General features: G+C 71.5%; 19 protein-coding genes. 14 read left to right on the top strand and 5 right to left on the bottom strand.

Going from position 1 to position 20,754, the window contains the following annotated elements; all coding sequences use genetic code 11:
- A partial coding sequence (locus tag ABT116_RS26390) for a pyridoxamine 5'-phosphate oxidase family protein (protein ID WP_351638523.1) occupies positions 1-524 on the bottom strand: 524 nt, incomplete at its 3' end.
- Positions 525-663: 139 nt separating this feature from the next.
- The gene (locus ABT116_RS26385; protein WP_351638520.1) at positions 664-1,551 is read right to left on the bottom strand and encodes a hypothetical protein; all 888 of its coding nucleotides are present in this window, start codon (positions 1,549-1,551) and stop codon (positions 664-666) included.
- Between the two features lie 223 nt (positions 1,552-1,774).
- Here ABT116_RS26385 and argH point away from each other — a divergent pair, with 223 nt between their 5' ends.
- The 4 genes from argH (at position 1,775) to ABT116_RS26365 (ending at position 6,501) form a co-directional block, all read left to right on the top strand.
- Positions 1,775-3,208, top strand: coding sequence for an argininosuccinate lyase (gene argH / locus ABT116_RS26380; protein WP_351638518.1), 1,434 nt, complete (start codon positions 1,775-1,777; stop codon positions 3,206-3,208).
- Positions 3,209-3,359: 151 nt separating this feature from the next.
- The gene (locus ABT116_RS26375) at positions 3,360-4,331 is read left to right on the top strand and encodes an aldo/keto reductase (protein WP_351638516.1); all 972 of its coding nucleotides are present in this window, start codon (positions 3,360-3,362) and stop codon (positions 4,329-4,331) included.
- A gap of 86 nt (positions 4,332-4,417) precedes the next feature.
- Complete coding sequence (locus ABT116_RS26370; protein WP_351638513.1) at positions 4,418-4,969, top strand: TetR/AcrR family transcriptional regulator; 552 nt, start codon at positions 4,418-4,420, stop codon at positions 4,967-4,969.
- Positions 4,966-6,501: an MFS transporter gene (locus ABT116_RS26365; RefSeq protein ID WP_351638511.1), complete on the top strand. Its 1,536-nt coding sequence runs from the start codon at positions 4,966-4,968 to the stop codon at positions 6,499-6,501. The genes ABT116_RS26370 and ABT116_RS26365 overlap by 4 nt, the downstream gene beginning before the upstream one ends.
- Positions 6,502-6,814: 313 nt before the next feature.
- On the opposite strand, the gene ABT116_RS26360 is transcribed toward ABT116_RS26365, so the two are convergent.
- Positions 6,815-7,489, bottom strand: coding sequence for a lysophospholipid acyltransferase family protein (locus ABT116_RS26360; protein WP_344454500.1), 675 nt, complete (start codon positions 7,487-7,489; stop codon positions 6,815-6,817).
- A 386-nt stretch (positions 7,490-7,875) separates the two neighbouring features.
- On the opposite strand from ABT116_RS26360, the gene ABT116_RS26355 reads away from it, so the two are divergent.
- From ABT116_RS26355 to ABT116_RS26345, 3 genes are all read left to right on the top strand, one after another.
- On the top strand, positions 7,876-9,045 hold the full coding sequence (locus tag ABT116_RS26355; RefSeq protein ID WP_351638508.1) for a glycerophosphodiester phosphodiesterase: 1,170 nt from the start codon (positions 7,876-7,878) through the stop codon (positions 9,043-9,045).
- Positions 9,046-9,136: 91 nt separating this feature from the next.
- On the top strand, positions 9,137-9,631 hold the full coding sequence (locus ABT116_RS26350) for an RNA polymerase sigma factor (RefSeq protein ID WP_351638506.1): 495 nt from the start codon (positions 9,137-9,139) through the stop codon (positions 9,629-9,631).
- A gap of 56 nt (positions 9,632-9,687) precedes the next feature.
- Complete coding sequence (locus tag ABT116_RS26345) at positions 9,688-10,185, top strand: GNAT family N-acetyltransferase (protein WP_351638526.1); 498 nt, start codon at positions 9,688-9,690, stop codon at positions 10,183-10,185.
- 70 nt (positions 10,186-10,255) lie between these two features.
- On the opposite strand, the gene ABT116_RS26340 is transcribed toward ABT116_RS26345, so the two are convergent.
- Positions 10,256-10,684 carry a hypothetical protein gene (locus ABT116_RS26340; RefSeq protein ID WP_351638503.1) on the bottom strand — a complete coding sequence of 143 codons (429 nt, stop codon included), beginning with the start codon at positions 10,682-10,684 and terminating at the stop codon, positions 10,256-10,258.
- Complete coding sequence (locus tag ABT116_RS26335; RefSeq protein WP_351638502.1) at positions 10,665-11,024, bottom strand: hypothetical protein; 360 nt, start codon at positions 11,022-11,024, stop codon at positions 10,665-10,667. Before ABT116_RS26335 ends, ABT116_RS26340 begins: the two co-directional genes overlap by 20 nt.
- Before the next feature lie 69 nt (positions 11,025-11,093).
- On the opposite strand from ABT116_RS26335, the gene ABT116_RS26330 reads away from it, so the two are divergent.
- The 7 genes from ABT116_RS26330 to bluB all read left to right on the top strand — a co-directional run.
- Positions 11,094-11,744 carry an HAD family hydrolase gene (locus ABT116_RS26330; protein WP_351638499.1) on the top strand — a complete coding sequence of 217 codons (651 nt, stop codon included), beginning with the start codon at positions 11,094-11,096 and terminating at the stop codon, positions 11,742-11,744.
- 374 nt (positions 11,745-12,118) lie between these two features.
- Positions 12,119-13,153: a methionine ABC transporter ATP-binding protein gene (locus tag ABT116_RS26325; RefSeq protein ID WP_351638496.1), complete on the top strand. Its 1,035-nt coding sequence runs from the start codon at positions 12,119-12,121 to the stop codon at positions 13,151-13,153.
- Entirely contained in the window at positions 13,150-13,857 is a 708-nt protein-coding gene (locus ABT116_RS26320; RefSeq protein ID WP_351638493.1) for a methionine ABC transporter permease, read from the top strand. Before ABT116_RS26325 ends, ABT116_RS26320 begins: the two co-directional genes overlap by 4 nt.
- A gap of 61 nt (positions 13,858-13,918) precedes the next feature.
- On the top strand, positions 13,919-14,737 hold the full coding sequence (locus ABT116_RS26315; protein WP_351638490.1) for a MetQ/NlpA family ABC transporter substrate-binding protein: 819 nt from the start codon (positions 13,919-13,921) through the stop codon (positions 14,735-14,737).
- 138 nt (positions 14,738-14,875) lie between these two features.
- Positions 14,876-15,508, top strand: coding sequence for a GNAT family N-acetyltransferase (locus ABT116_RS26310; RefSeq protein ID WP_351638488.1), 633 nt, complete (start codon positions 14,876-14,878; stop codon positions 15,506-15,508).
- Positions 15,509-15,652: 144 nt separating this feature from the next.
- On the top strand, positions 15,653-16,873 hold the full coding sequence (gene cbiE / locus ABT116_RS26305) for a precorrin-6y C5,15-methyltransferase (decarboxylating) subunit CbiE (protein WP_351638485.1): 1,221 nt from the start codon (positions 15,653-15,655) through the stop codon (positions 16,871-16,873).
- A gap of 367 nt (positions 16,874-17,240) precedes the next feature.
- Positions 17,241-20,754, top strand: a 3,514-nt coding sequence (gene bluB, locus ABT116_RS26300; RefSeq protein WP_351638482.1) for a 5,6-dimethylbenzimidazole synthase, incomplete at its 3' end; no start/stop codon positions are given.

Here is a 20,754-nt window from a genome sequence, read left to right as displayed (position 1 = left end):
TGCTCCTTCTTGCCGAAGTACGCGCTGAGTGAGGCGTCGTCCTCTCGGGCGAACCGCTTGCCGTGCAGGTCCCGGTCCTCCTCGTACGCCATGAAGGGCACCGCGTAGCCGCAGCTGTCGCGGACCCGTTCGGCGGTGACGACGATGATCGCGCGCAGGCCGTGCTGCGCCGGGTCGATGTCCGGGAAGTGCGCGAGCAGTTCCCCGAAGCGGGGGTCGTCGCGGAAGACCGGCTCACCTCTGCCGTGCAGGCGGACGATGTTCGGCGGGCCCTGGAAGGCGCACCACATCAGGGTGATCCGCCCGTTCTCCCGCAGATGGGCGATGGTCTCGGCGTTGGAACCGGCGAAGTCGAGGTAGGCCACCGTGAGCTCGTCGAGCACCGCGAAGGAGCCTGTGAGGCCCTTGGGGGAGAGGTTGACCGTGCCGTCGGCGGCCAGGGGCGCGGTGGCGGTGAAGAAGACCGGCTGCGCCTCGATGAACGTGCGGAGCCGGCCGTCTATGCGCTCATAAGTCTTTCCCATGTCGACCGATTATGGCCGCAGGTCCTTCGACTGTCTAAGGAATTGCGGGGTCCGGTCACCTCTGCCGGACCCCGCGCGCGGACGTCTGCGTGGCCGCCCCGGCCGGCGCTCCAACGGGGCGGCCACAGCGCCTGTCATCTCACTTGTTGAGCGTGCAGGCGGCCAGGGAGTCCAGGCCCTGGGGCTTCGCGGCGGTCCGGCCGATGGCGGTGGCGATGCGGTTGACGGTCGAGACGCGCTTGTCCTTGAGGGGGCCGAGGATGGCGTTCTGGACGAAGTTGGGGCCGCCCTGGCCGACGGTGTTCACCAGGCGGGTGTTGGCTTCCCGGATCTGGGTGTCGAGGAGGGCGAGGTTGCGGTCGACCTCGGCCTTGGCGGAGGCGGGGACGGCCGGGAGCTTGGAGCGGACGTCCGGGCAGGTGATCGTGCCGGCGGCGGCGTTGCCGCCATTACCCGCGTTGCCGGCGTTACCTGCATTGCCGGCGTTCCCGGCGTTCCCTGCATTGCCGGCGTTGCCCGCGTTACCGGTGTTCCCGCCCGCCTGCGGCTTGCCGGCCGCGCCGCCGCCCGCGTTGGTGCCCGCGGCGTTCAGCGTGCAGGTGGCCAGGGAGTCCAGGCCCTGGGGCTTCGCGGCGGTCCGTCCGATGGCGGTGGCGATGCGGTTGACGGTCGCGACGCGCTTGTCCTTGAGGGGGCCGAGGATGGCGTTCTGGACGAAGTTGGGGCCGCCCTGGCCCACGGTGTCGACCAGGCGCTTGTTGGCTTCCTGGATCTGCGTGTTGAGCAGGGTGAGGTTGCGGTCGACCTCGGCCTTGGCGGAGGCGGGGACCGCCGGCAGCTTGGAACGGACGTCCGGGCACGTGATGGTGCCGGGACCCGCCAGCGTCCGGGCGTTCTTGGCGCCGCTGTCGGGCGACTCCCCGGCGAGGGCGAAGCCGGCGATCACCGTGCCGGACAGTGCCACCGCGGCGGCGCCGCCGATGAACGTGACGCGACGCTTGTTGTACTTAGGAAGAGCCCTGGACATGCGGATGCCTCACTAGGGGGTCGGGGTGACGTCGGTGTCGAACGCGGCGCCTGCGTTCGGCGAGAGGTACGGGTAAGCGGTTTCCCGCGTTCAAAGGATCTTCAAATTCCTCTCACCTGGCCGGAATCCGCTCCCCGGCCCCGTTGAATTGACGAATCATGCAGAGCTCTGCATACTCATGCATGACGGTGAGGCACATCCACACCCCTTGAGGAGCACGCAGGTGAGCAGCAACAGCGGTGACGTCCGGCTCTGGGGCGGTCGTTTCGCCGACGGTCCCGCCGAGGCCCTGGCGAAGCTGTCCGCGTCCGTCCACTTCGACTGGCGTCTCGCGCCGTACGACATCGCCGGTTCTCGCGCCCACGCGCGCGTGCTGCACAAGGCGGGCCTGCTCACGGAGGACGAGCTGACCCGTATGATCGCCGGTCTCGACCAGTTGGAGGCGGACGTCGCCGACGGCTCCTTCGTGGGCACGATCGCCGACGAGGACGTCCACACCGCACTGGAGCGCGGCCTGCTGGAGCGCCTCGGCCCCGACCTGGGTGGCAAGCTGCGCGCGGGCCGCTCCCGCAACGACCAGGTCGCGACCCTCTTCCGCATGTACCTGCGGGACCACGCCCGGATCGTCGGCGGCCTGATCGCCGAGCTCCAGGACGCGTTGATCGGCCTGGCCGAGGCCCACCCCGACGTGGCGATGCCCGGCCGCACGCACCTCCAGCACGCCCAGCCCGTCCTGTTCGCCCACCACGTCCTGGCCCACGTCCAGTCCCTCTCCCGGGACGCGGAGCGGCTGCGCCAGTGGGACGCCCGTACGGCGGTCTCGCCCTACGGCTCCGGCGCCCTGGCCGGCTCCTCCCTCGGGCTGGACCCGGAGGCGGTGGCCAAGGACCTCGGCTTCGAGCACGGCTCGGTCGGCAACTCCATCGACGGGACGGCCTCCCGGGACTTCGTCGCCGAGTTCGCCTTCATCACGGCGATGATCGGCGTCAACCTCTCCCGGATCGCCGAGGAGGTCATCATCTGGAACACGAAGGAGTTCTCCTTCGTGACCCTGCACGACGCGTTCTCGACGGGCTCGTCGATCATGCCGCAGAAGAAGAACCCGGACATCGCCGAGCTGGCCCGCGGCAAGTCGGGCCGCCTGATCGGCAACCTCACCGGCCTGATGGCCACGCTCAAGGCCCTCCCGCTCGCCTACAACCGCGATCTCCAGGAGGACAAGGAGCCGGTCTTCGACTCCATCGACCAGCTGGAGGTCCTGCTCCCGGCCTTCACCGGCATGATGGCCACCCTCACCGTCCACCGCGAGCGCATGGAGGAACTGGCCCCGGCCGGCTTCTCCCTCGCCACGGACATCGCCGAGTGGCTGGTGAAGCAGGGCGTGCCGTTCCGCGTGGCCCACGAGGTGGCGGGGGAGTGCGTCAAGGCCGCCGAGGCCGAGGGCAAGGAGCTGGACGAGCTGACGGACGACCAGTTCGCGAAGATCTCCAGCCACCTGACCCCCGAGGTGCGGACGGTCCTGAACGTCCCCGGCGCCCTGGCCTCCCGCAACGGCAGGGGCGGAACGGCCCCGAGCGCGGTCGCCGTCCAGCTGGCAGAGGTGAAGGCCGACGTGGCGGCCCAGCACGAGTGGGCAGTGGCCAAGAAGCAGGCCTGACGGAATCGCCCCTCAGGGGCGCGGGGAACCGCGCGAACGAGCGAAGACGACCCGCACGCGCCGAAACACCGCAACGGTCGAGGTCCGGGGCGAAGGCCATCGCAGGTTACGTTGTTCGGAAGCCACCGGAGCCGACCGAACGGAGCCGACGATGCCCTTCGCCCGCCTGGCCACAGCGACCACCCCCACCTGCCACATCGGCCTCGGCCTCGCCGCCGTCGGGCGCCCCGGCTACATCAACCTCGGCCGGGACGAAGACCTCCCTTCGGAGCGCACGGTCGATGCCCTACGGGAACGCACCCACGAACTCCTCGACGCCGCCTACGCCCAGGGCGTCCGCTACTTCGACGCGGCCCGCTCCTACGGCCGCTCCGAGGAGTTCCTCGCCGACTGGCTGAAGGACAGGCCCGGCCTCGACGACATCGTCGTCGGCAGCAAGTGGGGCTACACCTACACCGCTGACTGGTCCACCGACGCCGAGAAGCACGAGGTCAAGGACCACACCCTCGCCACCTACGAACGGCAGCGCGCGGAGAGCGACGCCCTGCTCGGCGACCGGCTCGACCTCTACCAGATCCACTCGGTGACCCCGGACAGTCCGGCCCTGACCGACAAGGAACTGCACGCGAAGCTCGCCGAAGCCGCCGCGCAGGGTCTCACCGTCGGGTTCTCCACCAGCGGCCCCGCCCAGGCGGACGCCATCCGCGCCGCCCTCGCCGTGACGGTCGACGGCGAACCCCTTTTCCGTACCGTGCAGTCCACGTACAACGCGCTGGAGACCTCCGCCGCCCCCGCGCTCGCCGAGGCGCACGACGCCGGACTCACCGTGATCGTCAAGGAGGGCATGGCCAACGGCCGGCTCGCCGGGCCGCACGCCCCGGACGCCGTGCGGGAGATCGCCGAGCGGACCGGGCTGGGTTGCGACGCCGTCGCGCTGGCCGTCATCCTGCGGCAGCCCTGGGCCGGTGTCGTCCTCTCCGGCGCCGCCACCACCAACCAGCTCGCCTCGAATCTGCACGCGGCGGTCGTCGACCTCGACGAGGACCAGCTGGCCCGCCTCGCCACGCTGGTGGAGGAGCCGCACGCGTACTGGGAGCGGCGCGCACAGCTGCCCTGGCACTGAGCGGCGTTCGCCCGCACTCTGTGCAGCCGTGAGCCACGCACGCCCCGAATGAGACACTCATGTCTCATGTGGGGTACGCTTGTCTCATGGCTGTCGATCCTGAGCACGTGCTGCGCGCCGCCGCGGCCCTGCTGACCCGCAAATCCACCGCGACCATGGACGAGGTCGCCAAGGCCGCCGGAATCAGCCGGGCCACGCTGCACCGGCACTTCGCCGGACGTGACGCCCTCGTCCGGGCGCTGGAGGCGCTCGGCATCGCGGAGTGCGAAGCCGCTCTGGACGCGGCCCGGCTCGACGAGGGCTCGGCGGGTGACGCCGTACGCCGACTGGTCGGGGCCATCGAGCCCGCCGCCGGGCTGCTCGCGTTCCTCTACACCGAGAACCAGCTGTTCGAGGGCGAGGAGCAGAACGCCGGCTGGGCCACGATCGACGACCGGATCTCCGCCCTGTTCCGGCGCGGCCAGCTCGGCGGTGAATTCCGCATCGACCTCACGCCCGCCTGGCTCACCGAGGCGCTCTACGGCCTGATGGCCTCCGGCGCCTGGATGGTGCACAGCGGCAAGGGCGCCCCCAAGGACTTCCAGCACATGATCGTCGAGCTGTTGCTCGGCGGCGCACTCAGAAGAGAGGAATCATGACCAGCACCCTGCAGCCGGCGAAGACCACCGAGGCGGTCGAGCGCCCGGGCCGCTGGCTCGCGCTCGGCGTCCTCGTGCTCGCCGTGCTGCTGGTGGCCGTCGACGCGACCGTCCTCGGTCTCGCGACCCCCTACATCAGCGAGGACCTGAAGCCCTCCGGCACCCAGCTGCTGTGGATCGGCGACGTCTACTCGTTCGTCATCGCCGGTCTGCTCGTCTCCATGGGCAGCCTCGGCGACCGGATCGGCCGCAAGCGGATCCTGCTGATCGGTGCCACGGCGTTCGGCGCGATGTCCGTCATCAACGCCTACGCCACCACGCCCGAGATGATGATCGTCGCGCGGGCGCTGCTCGGCATCGCCGGAGCGACCCTGATGCCGGCCACTCTCGCCCTGATCCGCAACCTCTTCCACGACCCCCGCGAGCGCAGCCTCGCCGTCGGCATCTGGGGCGCCACCGCGTCCGCCGGTACGGCCGTCGGCCCGATCGTCGGCGGGTTCCTGCTGGAGCACTTCTGGTGGGGCTCGGTCTTCCTGATCAACCTGCCGGTGATGGCCGTCCTGGTCCTCGTCGGGATCAAGCTGCTGCCCGAGTCGCGCACCGCGAACCCCGGCCCCTGGGACCTGGTCAGCGTCGTGCTGTCGCTGGTCGGGATGATCGGCGTGGTGTACGCGATCAAGGAGGCCGCCACCCACGGTTTCGGGTGGAGCACCCTGGCGGCGGGGCTGCTGGGCGCGGCCGCCCTGTACGGATTCGTCCGCCGTCAGCTCAGGCTGCCGACCCCGCTGCTGGACATGCGGCTGTTCCGCCACCGCGGCTTCAGTGGGGCGGTGCTGGCGGACCTGCTGACCATCCTCGGCCTGTCCGGGCTGGTGTTCTTCCTCTCCCAGTACCTGCAACTCGTGCAGGGCAGGCGCCCGTTCGAGGCCGGGCTGGCCGAACTGCCCGCGGCGGTCGGCGCGGTGGTGGCCGGACTGATCGCGGGCCGTGTGGCCAGGCGCTTCTCGGTGCGGGCCGTCGTCTCCGGGGGCCTCGCGGCCATCGGCCTCGCGCTGGCCGCGCTCACGGTGCTCGACCAGTCCACCGGCTACCCGCTGCTCGGGACCGCGCTGCTGGTGGTCGGCGTCGGCGCCGGCTTCTCGTTCACCGTGACCGCCGACGTGATCCTCTCCAGCGTGCCCAAGGAGCAGGCGGGCTCCGCGTCCGCCGTGTCCGAGACGGCGTACGAACTCGGTGCCGCGCTCGGTATCGCCGCGCTGGGCTCCATCGTGACCGGTGTCTACCGCGACTTCACCGGCCCCGCGGGCACACCGGCCGCGGCCCACGAGTCGCTGGGCGGCGCCGTCGAGGCGGCCGCGGGCATGCCCGCCCACAGCGCCGCCACGATGCTGGACGCGGCCCGCACGTCCTTCGTCGACGGCCTGGCCCTGGCGGCGGGCGCGGGCGCGACGGTCCTGCTGGCAGCGGCGGTGGCGGCGTGGTTCCTGCTGCGGGGCCAGAAGCTGGAAGGCGACACAACAAAACCCGCCTGAGGGCGACGCCCTCAGGGGCGCGGGGAACTGCGCGAGAACGGGCACGGGGCTGCACGCTGCCACGCCTTGGAGGTCATGCCCTCAGGGGCGCGGGGAACTGCGCGAACTCGAGCACGGGGCCGCACGCTGCCACGCCCTGGAGGGCATGCCCTCAGGGGCGCGGGGAACTGCGCGAACTCGAGCACGGGGCTGCACGCAGCCACGCCCTGGAGGTCATGCCCTCAGGGGCGCGGGGAACTGCGCGACCAGCCCCCACAACCCGCAGCCGCCGACAGCCCGAGCCCGCCGCCCGCCCGCCGCGCCCCGGAAAAACCTACGCCGCTTCCTTCGCCTTGCTCGCGTACATGTCCACGTACTCCTGCCCGGACAACCGCATGACCTCGGCCATCACCGAGTCGGTCACGGCCCGCAGCACGTACCGGTCCCGGTCCATCCCCTCGTACCGGGAGAACTCCATCGCCTCACCGAACCGCACCGTGACCTTGCCGGGACGGGGCAGCCCCGCCCCACCCGGCTGCAACTTGTCCGTGCCGATCATGGCGAAGGGCACCACGGGCGCACCCGTCATCAGGGTCAGCCGGGCGATCCCCGTCCGCCCCCGGTACAGCCGCCCGTCGGGCGAGCGCGTCCCCTCCGGGTAGATGCCGAACATGCGGCCTTCCTCCAGCACGCGCCGCCCGGTCATCAGCGCCGCGACACCACCCCGGCCACCGTCCCGGTCCACCGGGATCATGCCGACGCCGGTGAAGAACCATGCCATCAGCCGGCCCTTGAGCCCCTTGCCGGTGACGTACTCGTCCTTGCCGATGAAGACGACCTGACGGTCACAGACCAGCGGCAGGATCATCGAGTCGATGAACGTCAGGTGGTTGCCGGCCAGGATGACCGGGCCATCACCGGGAATGTGCTCCGCACCCTCCACCTGTGGGCGGAACATCAGGCGCATGATCGGGCCGAGCACTGCCTTGATGAGCACGAAGCGGGACAACGGACCCTCCGGTGTCAAGGGGTTCTGTATGAGTCTGTGCAGGTGAGGACGATACTCGTGGCCCCGGCCATCGCGCACATCGGGCACGGCGACTTCACCGAGGCCTTACGCACTGTTGACGCGCGTTTACCTGCGGTGGCGCACCGACGACGGTACGAAACGCGGCCGACATGCTGTGACACACGTCGCCCCGGAGCCCACCGCACGCGTTCCCAGAACGGCCGGGCCGAATCGAACAGACACGACGAACCGTCAAATCATCCTCCTCACCAGCCACTACGACATCCGACGTCACCCGCGTGTTCCGCCCGGGGTCTCCCACTCGTCATGTACGCGCCCCTACGATCGGCGCGCACGGACGAGCCGAACCGGCAGAGAGGGCGCTCATGGGAACGCGGGAGTCGAACGAAGAAACGAGTGGTACCGGACGGCGGGCCCTGCTCGGCGCAGCGGTGCTCGGCGCCGGCGGAGCGGTCCTCGGCATGGCCGGCACGGCGCGCGCCGACAGCGCCCGGCACGACGGCGGACACGGCGGAGTCAAGAGCTTGCCCAGGCCGACGATCATCGGCCATCGCGGCGCCAGCGGCTATCGCCCCGAGCACACCTTCGGTTCGTACCAGCTGGCCCTCGACCTGGGTGCCGACATCGTCGAGGCGGGCGACCTGGTCCCGACCAGGGACGGGCACCTGGTCTGCCGTCACGAGCCGGAGATCGGCGGCACCACGGATGTCGCCGACCACCCCGAGTTCGCCGGCCGAAAGAAGACCAAGCTGCTCGACGGCGTCTCCACCACCGGCTGGTTCACCGAGGACTTCACGCTCGCCGAGCTGAAGACGCTGCGTGCGGTCGAGCGCATCCCGGCCAACCGCCCCCACAACACGCTCTACAACGGCCGCTGGGAGATCCCCACCTTCGAGGAGGTCCTCAGGTGGCAGGACGAGCAGACCCGCAAGCGCGGCAAGCAGGTGTGGATCTACCCCGAGCTCAAGCACCCGACCTACTTCCGCAAGCAGGGCCTCCCCCTGGAGGAGCGGGTCGCCAAGCTGCTGGGCAAGTACCGCAAGGACCGGCGCACCTCCCCGGTCATCCTCCAGTCCTTCGAGCCGACCAGCGTCCAGCGCCTGCACAAGCTCGTCGACAACCCGCTGGTCGTCCTGCTGTCCTCGGCGGGCTCCCGCCCCTGGGACTTCGTCGAGACCGGCGACCCTCGCACGGTCGCCGACCTGGTCAAGCCGGCCGGCCTCAGGGAGATCGCCTCCTACGCGCAGGGCATCGGCCCGACCCTGGACCTGGTCGTCCCGCGCGACGCCCAGGGCAGGCTCACCCAGCCGACGACGCTCGTCTCCGACGCGCACAAGGTGGGCCTGATCCTGCACCCCTACACCATGCGCAACGAGAACCCCTTCCTGCCCGCCGACTTCCGCAAGGGCACGGACCCGGACGCCTACGGTGATGTCTTCGGTGCCTACAAGGCGTACTTCGCGACGGGCATCGACGGCGTCTTCACCGACCAGCCCGACACGGGTCTGCTGGCCCGCGAGGACTTCACCGGCTGAGCCGCGTCAACGTCCGCGTACACACCACCTGGTCGAGTGAGCTTCGGCCGCCCGGGCAACCCGCCGCCCGGGCGGCCGCGTCGCTCCGCATATGACGCACGACCTGGTCACCGCTCTGCGCCCGCTGCTCACCGCCGAGGCCTCCGCCGAGGCATATTCCACCGGAACCGAGCCGGGTGACCTGGAGCAGGCGGTCTGGCTCCGTCTGCTGGAGCGGCTCGACGCCGAAGGGCCGCCGCTCGATCCCGAGCGGTGGCTCCGCCGTGCCGTCCGCTCCGAGGTGCGCCGCACCCGCCGTACGAGCCGCCTCGAACGGCCGTACTCCGGTGAACCGGTCGACGACGGGGACCGCGACCCCGAACAGCTCGCCCTCACCGCGGCCCGGGGCCGGGCCCTGCGCGAGGCCGGGCGCCGCCTCCCGGGCCGCTGCCCGCGGCTGATGGAGGCCCTGCTCTCGCCTGAGGACCTGACATACCGGGAAATCGCAGGGGAGTTGGGTATCTCACAGGGGAGTCTTGGCCCGGAACGTTCCAGATGCCTGGGATGTCTCAGGAGATTACTGACGCCGGAGGTTGCGGCCCGCTGAGGACGGGGATAGGAGTGGGGACGACAGGTGATCAGATGAGCGGGAGGCGTGCGCACATGGGCATGAGCGTGACCATCTCTGCGGCGACCGAGCAGGACGCGGAGCAGATCTTCAGGCTGCAGTACCTGTGCTTCCAGCCGGAGGCGGCGCTGTACGGGAACTACCGCATCGACCCGCTCGTCCAAACCCTCGACTCGGTCCGCGAGGAGGTCACCCGCGACTGCGTCTTCGTGGCCCGGCTCGGTGAGGAGGTCGTCGGCTCGGTCCGGGGCTCGGTCACCGAGGACGGAGCCGCCGGCATCGGCAAGCTCTGCGTCCACCCCCGCCTCCAAGGGCACGGCATCGGCGCCCGCCTGCTCCGGGCAGCCGAATCGGCCCTCGCCGACCAGCACGGCGCCACCCGCTTCCGCCTCCACACCGGCCACCGCAGCGAGGGCAACCTCCGCCTCTACCGCAAGGTCGGCTACGAGACGGTGGGCACGTCCCAGGGCGCGGACGGCGTACCGATGATCGTCCTGGAGAAGCCGGCGAGTACCTACGCAGCGACGGCTTGAGTCTCACCCCCTCAGGGGCGCGGGGAACTGCGCGCCAAGCCACACCCGGCCCGCGGCCGCCTGACGAACCTCAGGCGGCACCCTCCCGAGGCGCACCCTTCCGCAACCAGTAAATGGCGGACACCGGCAAGATCACGGGAATGAAGAGATACCCCATCCCGAAGTCCGACCACACGGTCGCGTCCGGGAAGGCGGACGGCTCGACCAACGTCCAGGTCCCCACCGTCAGCACCCCCACCAACTCGGCGACACAGCACGCCAGCGCAGCCTTCCGCGCCGTCTCCCCACCCCGCACCAACGAGTACGTGATGAACCCATACACGACACCGGCCACGGCCGACAGCGAGTAGGCGAGCGGCGCCCTGTCGAACTCCGTCGCGATCTGAAACACGGACCGCGACACCGCCCCCACGACCATCACGCCGTACAGCCACACCAGCAGCGTGCCCGGCCCGCTGATCAGCCGGCGCCGGCTCACCTCAGCCTCCCCAGATGTCATAGAGACGCACCTCCAGCACCGCCAGCACCACACCGCCGGCGGCCACCGTCACCGAACCCCACCGGGTCCGCTCGGCCAGCGACATGAAACCCGCCGCCGGGACACACGCGAACGCCCCCAGCAGATACGCCACGAAGATCGTCGTGCCCTGCTCCGGCTTCTCGCCCCGCGCGAGCAGCACGATCCCCACGATCAGCTGGACCAGCGACAGCAGCGTGACCACGGCCATCCCGATGAAGTGCCAGTCCTTCGTCGGCTGGTCGCGGTAGGCCGCCCAGCCGCACCAGGCGGCGAGCAGCAGCGCGGCGACGCCGGTCACCAGCGTCAGGGCATTCAGCATGCAGCGACCTTATTACGGCCGAAAAGGCCCCCTGCTTCCGGCCCTGGCCTGCACCGTAGGGTCGAGGGCATGACGATCCACGCGCAGGCCCTGCTGTTCGACAACGACGGAACCCTCGTCTCCTCCCTCGCCTCGGTGGACCGCTGCTGGACGCGGTGGGCCGGGGAGTACGGGATCACGGCCGAGGAGTTCGCGCGCATCGAGCTGCACGGCCGGCCGGCCGCCGAGATAGCCGCCGACCTGCTGCCCGCCGAGGTCGTGCCGGCCGCCGTCGCGCGGATCGAGGACCTGGAGGTGGAGGACGTGCCCAACGGCGGGGTGCACCTGCTGCCGGGCACCCGGGCCTTCCTCGACGTGCTGCCCGCCGAACGCTGGGCCGTCGTCACCTCGGCCACCCGGCGCCTCGCGGAGGCCCGGCTCGACGCCGTCGGCATCCTGCCCAAGACACTCGTCGCCGCCGACGACATCACCCGCGGCAAGCCCGACCCCGAGCCCTACCTGCTCGCCGCCCGCGCGCTCGGCGTCGACCCGGCGCACTGCGTCGTCTTCGAGGACGCCCCGGCGGGTCTGACGGCCGGCCGCGCCGCAGGCATGACCACCGTGGCGTTGACCACAACCCATCAGGCTCACGAACTCCACGCCGATCTCGTCGTCGAGAACCTGTCGGCCCTGTCGGCGCTGGTCACCGAGCAGGGCGTGGAGATCTCCGTACGCGGCTGACGACCCCGTACTCCCGTCCACGGCTGTCCAGCATCCGGACAGCGGAGGGCCGGTCAGGACCGTACGCGTGTTTTACTGACGACATGACCACGACGAGCGACCGCATCCCCGCGACCGAGGCGACCGTGACGCCCGGTGCTCGTTGTATGTGTCGAATGTGCGCCTTCTAGAGGGCCCCTGCACCACCCCTGAGCTCGCGCCCCGAAGCGAGACGCGGCCTGTCCGCACGCCCTGAGCGTCGCGTGACCCAGGCCGTCCCGCGCACATGTTCTCCCCGGTTCCACTCCCCAGCGAGAACCGTGTCGCGTCCCTGACCGAATGCACCTGTGCCCGGGCACACCCACGCCCGCGCACTCGACAGTGACGGAATCCCAGTGATCACCACCTCGGGCCTGACCAAGGTCTACCGTGCACGCGGCCGTGAGGTCACCGCCCTGGACGGCGTCGACCTGCATGTCCGCGAGGGCGAGGTGTACGGCGTCATCGGCCAGTCCGGCGCCGGCAAGTCCTCGCTCATCCGCTGCGTCAACCTGCTGGAACGCCCCACCTCCGGCACCGTGACCGTCGCCGGGCAGGACCTGACCGCCCTGGCCGGCCGCGGCCCGCGCGCCGGGAAGGAACTGCGTCAGGCGCGCAGCCGTATCGGCATGGTCTTCCAGCACTTCAACCTGCTGTCCTCCCGGACCGTCCAGGACAACGTCGAGCTGCCGCTGGAGATCCTCGGGAAGTCCGGGCGGGAACGCTCCCGCAAGGCGCTGGAGCTGCTCGACCTGGTCGGCCTCGCCGACAAGGCGAAGTCCTACCCCGCGCAGCTCTCCGGCGGCCAGAAGCAGCGCGTCGGCATCGCCCGCGCCCTCGCCGGCGACCCGAAGGTACTGCTGTCCGACGAGGCCACCAGCGCCCTCGACCCGGAGACCACCCGCTCGATCCTGGCGCTGCTGCGCGACCTCAACCGGCAACTCGGCCTGACCGTCCTGCTCATCACCCACGAGATGGACGTGGTGAAGTCGGTCTGCGACTCGGCCGCCCTCATGGAGAACGGGCGCATCGTCGAGTCGGGCACCGTCAGCGAGCTCCTCGCGACCCCGGGCTCGGAACTCGCCTCGGCGCTGTTCCCGCTCGGCGGCGAGGCCTCCGGCGAGGACCGCACCGTCGTCGACGTCACCTTCCAGGGCGAGAGCGCCACCCAGCCCGTCATCTCGCAACTGGCCCGCACCTACAACATCGACATATCGATCCTCGGCGCCGCCATCGACACCGTCGGCGGCCTCCAGGTCGGCCGGATGCGCATCGAACTGCCCGGACGCTACGAGGACAACGTCGTGCCCATCGGCTTCCTGCGCGAGAAGGGCCTGCAGATCGACCTCCCGGGCCACGAGTCCGTACTGGTGAAGGAAGGTGCCAAGTGACCTGGTCCGAGATGCAGCCCCTGCTGGAGCAGGCGTGTTGGGACACCCTCTACATGGTCGGCTGGTCCACGCTCATCGCCGTCGTCGGCGGACTGCCGCTCGGCATCCTGCTGGTCCTCACCGACCGCGGCGGCCTCCTGCAGAACCTCGCCGCCAACAAGGTCATCGGGCAGGTCGTGAACATCGCCCGCTCGCTGCCGTTCATCATCCTGATGGTCGCACTGATGGGCTTCACCCGCTCGATCACCGGGACGACCATCGGCGTCGAAGCCGCCATCGTGCCGCTCGCCGTCGGCGCCATCCCCTTCTTCGCGCGTCTGGTCGAGACGGCCGTCCGCGAAGTGGACCACGGGCTCGTCGAGGCCGTGCAGTCCATGGGCGGCAACACCTGGACCATCGTCCGCAAGGTCCTCGTCCCCGAGTCCCTGCCGTCGCTGATCGCCAGCACCACCACCACGATCGTCGCCCTCATCGGCTACTCGGCCATGGCGGGCACCGTCGGCGCCGGCGGCCTCGGAGACATCGCCATCCGCTACGGCTACCAGCGCTTCGAGACCCAGCTGATGTGGATCACCGTCGCGATCCTCGCCGTCGTCATCTCGGTCATCCAGTTCGCCGGCGACTACGCGGCCCGCTCCCTGCACCGCCGCGGCGCCCACTCCGGCCCCGCCCCCAAACTGCGGCTCCTCAAAGCCGCCTCCTGAACTCCCCGTTCACCCACGACGGGGTCGCACCACCGCAAGGTCAAAAGGAAAGGCACTTTTCGTGCGTAACACCGCCAAGATCACCACCGCCGCACTCGCCGCCGGAGCCCTCACCCTCGGGCTCAGCGCCTGCGGCGCGGACAGCTCGGACACCGACGGACCCCTGATCGTCGCCGCCAGCCCCGTCCCGCACGCCGAGATACTCAACTACGTCAAGGACAACCTGGCGAAGAAGGAAGGCCTCGACCTCCAGGTCAAGGAGTTCACCGACTACGTCACGCCGAACACGGCGACGCAGGACGGCTCCGTCGGCGCCAACTACTTCCAGAACAAGCCGTACCTCGACGACTTCAACAAGAAGAACGGCACCGACATCGTGCCCGTCGTCACGGTCCACCTGGAACCGCTCGGCCTCTACTCCCACAAGGTCAAGAAGGCCGACGACCTGAAGAGCGGTGCGACGGTCGCCATCCCCAACGACACGGTCAACGAGGCCCGCGCCCTCAAGCTCCTCGCCGCCAACGGGCTCATCACCCTCAAGGCGGGCGTCGGCAACGAGGCGACCCCCTCCGACATCACCAAGAACCCCAAGAACCTCAAGTTCAAGGAGCTGGAGGCGGCCCAGACGCCGCGCTCCCTCGACGACGTGGACGCAGCCGTGGTCAACGGCAACTACGCCATCGAGTCCGACCTCAAGCCGTCCAAGGACGCCCTGATCCTGGAGTCCCCGAAGAACAACCCCTACGGCAACTTCCTCGCCGTGAAGAAGGGCAACGAGGACGACCCGCGCGTGAAGAAGCTCGCCAAGCTCCTCACCTCTCCCGAGGTCAAGAAGTTCATCCAGGACAAGTACGCCGGCTCCGTGCTCGCCTCCTTCTGAGCCCACGCCAGGCACCCGCGCACGGGGTTCTTCCCCCACCCGGAGGGAAGGGCCCCGTGGTGCGGATCAGTGCTTTCATGCTGCATGCTGGGCAGTTCAGCATGCCCTGAAGGTTCACCGAAGGTTACGGAGCGGCGCATGACGAGCACCTTCCCCAACATCTCCATCAGCACGGAGCGGTTGGTGCTGCGTCCCCTTGACGAAGACGACGTCGCCTCCCTGGCCGCGATGATGAACGACGAACAGGTGGCGGCCTGGACCTCCGTCCCCCAGCCCTTCACGGAAAGCGGCGCCCGCACCTGGATCACCGAGTACGCCCCCGCGCAGCGCACCGAGGGACACGGAATCGACTTCGCCATCACCGAGTTCCTCACCCAGCGCCTGGTCGGCGTCATCCAGCTCGGCAAGACCAACTGGCACGTGCGCTCCGCCGAACTGTCGTACATCATCGCCCCCTGGGCACGCGGCGAGGGCTACGCCTCCGAGGCCGCCCTGGCCACCGCCCAGTGGCTCTTCGGGGACCAGAAGTTCGAGCGCATCGAACTGCGCACCGCGGCCGACAACACCGCCTCCCAGCAGGTCGCCCAGAAGATCGGCTGTATCAGCGAGGGCGTGCTGCGCAACGCCTGCATAGCCCGGACCCGTGCCGAGGACGGCACATGGACCGACGTACGCACCGACTTCATCGTCTGGAGCCTGCTCCCCGAGGACCTCGAGGGCGTCGGCGACCAGCTCCGCGACGGCTTCACGTCCTTCGGCGACTGGAACTGACCGGAACCACCCGGAGGACGCCGGCGACGACGGCACCGGCACTCCCCCCTTCACCTCCACCGGGTACCCTCACGGAGCCCGCCCCCGGGCTGTTCCCCACCACGCCACGCAGACGACCTGCGCAAACCCTGGAGACTGACGACGATGGCCGACCGCGTCACGGTGATCGGCTGGGACGGTTCGCCGCTGACCGCCGCGGCGAGCGCCGCCCTGAGCGCCGCCACGCTCGTGGCCGGCGCCGCCCACCACCTGGCGCTCCCCGAGGTGCCCGCCGGCGCCGAGCGCATCCGCCTCGGCAGTGTCGCCCTCGCCGCCCGCCGTATCGCCGCCCACCGCGGCACGGCCGTGGTCCTCGCCGACGGCGACCCGGGCTTCTTCGGCGTCGTACGCACCCTGCGCGCCCCCGAGTTCGGCCTCGAGGTGGAGGTCGTCCCCGCCGTCTCCTCCGTCGCCGCCGCCTTCGCCCGCGCCGGCATGCCCTGGGACGACGCACAGGTGGTCGTCGCACACCCCCGTACCCTGCGGCGCGCGGTCAACGTATGCCGCGCCCACACCAAGGTGGCGGTCCTCACCTCCCCGGGTGCCGGCCCCGCCGAACTCGGCCTGCTCCTCGAAGGAGTCCACCGCTCCTTCGTCATCTGCGAGGAACTCGGCACCGCCCGCGAACGCGTCTCCGTCGTCACCTCCGACAAGGCCGCCGACCACACCTGGCGCGACCCCAACGTCGTCATCGTCCTCGGTGGCCCGGCCCGGCCGGACACGGCGGGGGAGACCGGCGGCTGGATCTCCGGCCGCGACCCGTCCGCCGGACCGCGCGGCTGGACCCTTCCCGCCGACGCCTACGGCACGGACCTCGGCGAGGGCGAGACCCAGCTGCTGCGCGCCTCCCAACTCACCCGGCTCGGGCCCCGCGTCGGCGACCTCGTGTGGGACATCGGCTGCGGCAGCGGCGCCTTCGCCGTCGAGGCCGCCCGGGCCGGTGCCGCCGTCCTCGCCGTCGACGGCGACCGGGCCGCCTGCGCCCGCACCGACGCCACCGCGCGCCGCCTCGGCGTCCAGCTCCAGATCGTGCACGGCACCGCCCCGCACATCCTGGAGAACCTCCCCGAACCGGACGTCGTCCGCGTCGGCGGCGGGGGAGCGGCCGTCGTCTCGGCGGTCGCCGACCGCCGCCCGCAGCGCATCGTCACGCACGCCGCCACGCGCGACGCCGCCGAACTGATCGGCCGCGACCTGACCGAGCACGGCTACGGCGTCGAGTGCGCACTCCTCCAGTCCGTCGAACTCGACACCAGGGCCTGGACGGAGAAGGAACGGAGCGTCGCGTTCCTGCTCAGCGGCGTCCTGCCGAAGCGCGGCGCCTGACTCCGCGACGGTCCCCGTGATCGGTTTGTCGTACTGCGCGCGGTAGGCTGGCCGATCGCTGCACCGCACAAGGACGCCCGGCGCTTCGTCGGTCAATGTCCGGAAAACCCGCCCGTTTTGGGGTGTGTGTGGTACGGCAGAACCGGAGGACGCGCAACGTGGCGCAGTCCACAGCGGAACCGTCGCGGATCAAGCTGCCGTGGGGGTGGTTCGACCGCGACAATGCCAGTGAATGGCTTTGTCGCCTTTTCCGGGCGGACCGTTCGTGCCGCTGGGGACGCACGCTCGTTCTTCACTGCGGGGCGGTCGGTGCGCCGTTCCGGGCGAGCTGGTCGTAGGAGCACTAACCGATGGGCGAGGGGTACGCATGACCGACACCGGCCAGGTCCCGGGCGAGGGACTGCCGGAGAGCGCAGGCATGGTGGAGCAGCCGGACGCCCCCGCGCCCGGTGCGTACCCCTACCTCTCCGAGATCACCGCCGAGGACGAAGACCTGCTGCTGTTGCCGGGCGCCCAGGGCGCCTGGGGCAACGAGGTCCCGCCGCCCGCGCCGGAGCCGGTCCAGGAGGCCGTGCACCAGCCCGGCCCGCACGAGATCTCCGGCCGCGACAGCGGCTCGGTGGACCTCGGCGGCGTCCGCCTGCCCGACCCGCCGCCGATCCCGCCCATCACCCCGCGCCGGCCCCTGCACCTCGGCCCGCCGCTGCCCGACAGCTCGGCGAGCCCCGTCCGCTCCCTCGCCGACCGCGGCCCCGCCGACGCGCCGGTACGCCAGCCGTCACCGTCCTCGGCGGGTCCCGAGTATCTCGACGGCCCCCGTACGCCCGAGGCGCAGACGCAACCCGCCACGCCCTGGGGCGTACCGGCCCCGCACCCGGCCCAGGTGAGCGCCGGGGCGGCGCCTGCGGAAACGGTTGTTCCGGTAGCGGAACCGATGGGCACGGCCCAGGCGGTCGCGACCCAGGAGCCGACGGAGACGAACCACACGACACCGTCGGCTCCGGCCGCAGCCGCGCAGCCCGTTCACGCCGAGCAGCCCGCGGGCACGCCCCTGGCGACCGCCGAGCCCGAGCAGGTCGTCCCCGAGGCCGACGCGGCTGCCGCGGGTGACCCCGTGGTTCCGGGCGTGGGCCCGGCGGAGGGGCAGCCGGCTGCGGCCGTGGCCGGTCAGGCTCCTGTGGGTGTTCCCGCCGGTGCGGCTGTCCCCGCTGCCGCGGGTGTCGGCGAGGACGGGGCCCAAGTCGTCGCCCCGGAGCAGGTCATGGCGGCGCAGGGGGCGGACGCGGCGGTCCTGGACGTGGACGCGACGGTGGGCCGAGTGGCTGTCACCCAGGCTGGTCTGGCTGCTGCCGACGGTTTCGCCGGTGCGGCAGAGGCTCAGGTGGCAGAGGCTCAGGTGGCCGAGGCCGGTTACGCGACTCCCGAGCAGGCTGCGGCCGCCGCGGGCGCTCCCGCCGGAGCCGAAGCCGGTCCCGACGCGGGCCAGGCGACTGCCGCCCAGGCGGGGGCCCTAGCTGCTCCGGAAGCGGTCGCGCCGCCGGCATCGGAGCCGGGACCGGTCGTGAACGGTCCTGCGCCGAACGGTGAACCCGCCGGTGAGTCTCCTGAGGCTCCCGGGCCGGACGCCTCCGGCGAACAGACCCCGACGGCCACTGCCGATCAGGCCGTGGCACCGGCTCCTGCCCCGCCGGCCGACCAGGCTCCGCCGGCCGGCCAGGTCCCGGAAGCGGTCCCGTTCCCGGATGCTGCCGCTGCCCCGGAGCACGCGGCCGTCACCCCGCCCGAGCCCACCGGCGGAGAGGCCCCCGCCCAGGCACCGGACGAGGCAACCCCAGACGCTGCCGCTCCCGCGCCCGACGCACTGGCGCCGCCCCCGGAGGCCGTTGCACAGGTGCCGACGCCGGGCGTTGCCCCCGAGGCCGCCGCATCGGGCCCGGACGAGGCCGCCGCACCCGGTGCGGGCACCACCGCCTCCGAGTCCGTGACGCCGGAGCCGGAGGCCGACGCCGAAGACGCTGGGCCGCAGCCGCAGCCGCAGCCGGTGATGGACGCCGCGTCGGCAACGCAGGAACCCGCTGCGGCGGCTCCGCAGCCCGCCCCTCCCGGCCCTCACCCCGAGGCACCCGGCCAGGTCGCCGCTGCCCAGGCCACCGAGCCGGTCGGCGCGGAAGAGACCGCTCCGTCCGCCGAGACCGCGCCCACCCCCGGCCCGGCCCCGATCGCCGGAGGTGACGCTGCCCCGGCAGCCGAAGGTTCCGTCACCCCGGCCCCGGAACCGGCCCCGGAACCGGCAGCCCTGACCACCGAGCCTGCCGACGCACCCGCCCCCGCCGCCGAGCCGGACATCGCCCCGGAGGCAACCGCCCCGGCCCAGCCCCCCGCGGCAGCGGCACCCACCGAGGCCTCCGCATCCGCTCAGGCACCCGAGGCCCCGGCACCTGCTCAGGCACCCGAGGCACATGTGCCTGCCGCCACCGCCGCGACAGCCCCCACCGCCGACGCGGCAGACCCGGCCCAGGCCCCGGAGGCGGTCACGGCCGCCCCCACCGCCGCCGAAACCGTCGAGCCCGACCCCACCTCCGACGCTCCCGCATCCACCGAGGACGTCACCGTCGTACTCCCGGCCCCGGCCTCGGGCGGGCAGCCCGGACTGCCGGTACAGGGCCCGCAGCAGTCGCAGCCGGTGACGCCCGAGACACCGGAGCCCCCCGCACCGGCCGTCATCGTCCCGGCACCCCGCGACGGCGACGCCGAACTCGCCCAGAACGCCGACGACCTGGACACCCGGGCCGCCGAACAGGAAGACCTGGCCGACCAGGAACGCCGAGAAGAGAGCGCGGCCGCAGTGGCAGAAGCCCGTCAGTCCACCGGCCCCGCGGCCCCCGGCTACGACCCCGCCGAGCGCGAGGCCGTCCTGAAGGTCATGCGTGAACGCCGTGACATCCGCAACGGCTTCCGCAGCGACCCGATCCCGCACGAGGTGCTGCTGCGCGTCCTGGAGGCCGCCCACCACGCGCCCTCCGTCGGCCACTCGCAGCCGTGGGACTTCGTCGTCATCCGTTCCGCCGACACCCGGCGCGCGATGCACGAACTGGCCATGCGCCAGCGCGACGCCTACGCGAAGTCCCTCCCCAAGGGCCGGGCGAAGCAGTTCAAGGAACTGAAGATCGAGGCCATCCTCGACACGCCGGTGAACATCGTGGTCACCGCCGACCCGACCCGCGGCGGCCGCCACACCCTCGGCCGCCACACCCAGCCCCAGATGGCCCCGTACTCGGCCGCCCTGGCCGTGGAGAACCTCTGGCTCGCCGCCCGGGCCGAAGGCCTCGGCGTCGGCTGGGTCAGCTTCTTCGACGAGCGCGAGATGGTCCGCGCCCTCGGCCTCCCCGAGCACCTGGAGATCATCGCCTACCTGTGCGTCGGCTACGTCGACGAGTTCCCGGACGAGCCCGAGCTGTTGCAGGCCGGCTGGTCCAAGCGCCGCCCCCTGTCGTGGGTCGTGCACGAAGAGACATACGGCCGCCGTGCCCTGCCCGGAGAGGAACCCCACGACCTGCTCGCCGAGACCGTCGCGCAGATCCGCCCGCTGGACGCCAAGGCGCTCGGCGAGGCGTGGGAGCGCCAGAAGCGTATGACCAAGCCGGCCGGAGCGCTGGGCATGCTGGAGATCATCTCCGCACAGTTGTCCGGCCTGTCCCGCCAGTGCCCGCCGCCCATCCCGGAGCCCGCTGCCGTAGCGATCTTCGCGGGCGACCACGGTGTGCACGCCCAGGGCGTCACCCCCTGGCCGCAGGAGGTCACGGCCCAGATGGTGGCCAACTTCCTGGGCGGCGGCGCCGTGAAGTCCACGCCCGCCTCCAGCAGCCGCCACATCGAGCGGC

It is taken from the genome of Streptomyces sp. NPDC002130, assembly GCF_040296465.1.
In the GTDB taxonomy this organism is placed as follows: Bacteria; Actinomycetota; Actinomycetes; order Streptomycetales; family Streptomycetaceae; genus Streptomyces.
The sequence above is the reverse complement of the archived record's forward strand: the minus strand, read 5'-3'. Positions and strand labels throughout refer to the sequence as shown.

Coding starts and splice junctions, on each gene's coding strand:
- ABT116_RS26330 (WP_351638499.1), top strand. CDS start 11,094: ATGACGATCCACGCGCAGGCCCTGCTGTTCGACAACGACGGAACCCTC.
- ABT116_RS26385 (WP_351638520.1), bottom strand. CDS start 1,551: ATGTCCAGGGCTCTTCCTAAGTACAACAAGCGTCGCGTCACGTTCATC.
- ABT116_RS26335 (WP_351638502.1), bottom strand. CDS start 11,024: ATGCTGAATGCCCTGACGCTGGTGACCGGCGTCGCCGCGCTGCTGCTC.
- ABT116_RS26375 (WP_351638516.1), top strand. CDS start 3,360: ATGCCCTTCGCCCGCCTGGCCACAGCGACCACCCCCACCTGCCACATC.
- ABT116_RS26340 (WP_351638503.1), bottom strand. CDS start 10,684: ATGACATCTGGGGAGGCTGAGGTGAGCCGGCGCCGGCTGATCAGCGGG.
- ABT116_RS26370 (WP_351638513.1), top strand. CDS start 4,418: ATGGCTGTCGATCCTGAGCACGTGCTGCGCGCCGCCGCGGCCCTGCTG.
- ABT116_RS26345 (WP_351638526.1), top strand. CDS start 9,688: ATGGGCATGAGCGTGACCATCTCTGCGGCGACCGAGCAGGACGCGGAG.
- ABT116_RS26365 (WP_351638511.1), top strand. CDS start 4,966: ATGACCAGCACCCTGCAGCCGGCGAAGACCACCGAGGCGGTCGAGCGC.
- ABT116_RS26310 (WP_351638488.1), top strand. CDS start 14,876: ATGACGAGCACCTTCCCCAACATCTCCATCAGCACGGAGCGGTTGGTG.
- cbiE (WP_351638485.1), top strand. CDS start 15,653: ATGGCCGACCGCGTCACGGTGATCGGCTGGGACGGTTCGCCGCTGACC.
- ABT116_RS26355 (WP_351638508.1), top strand. CDS start 7,876: ATGGGAACGCGGGAGTCGAACGAAGAAACGAGTGGTACCGGACGGCGG.
- ABT116_RS26350 (WP_351638506.1), top strand. CDS start 9,137: ATGACGCACGACCTGGTCACCGCTCTGCGCCCGCTGCTCACCGCCGAG.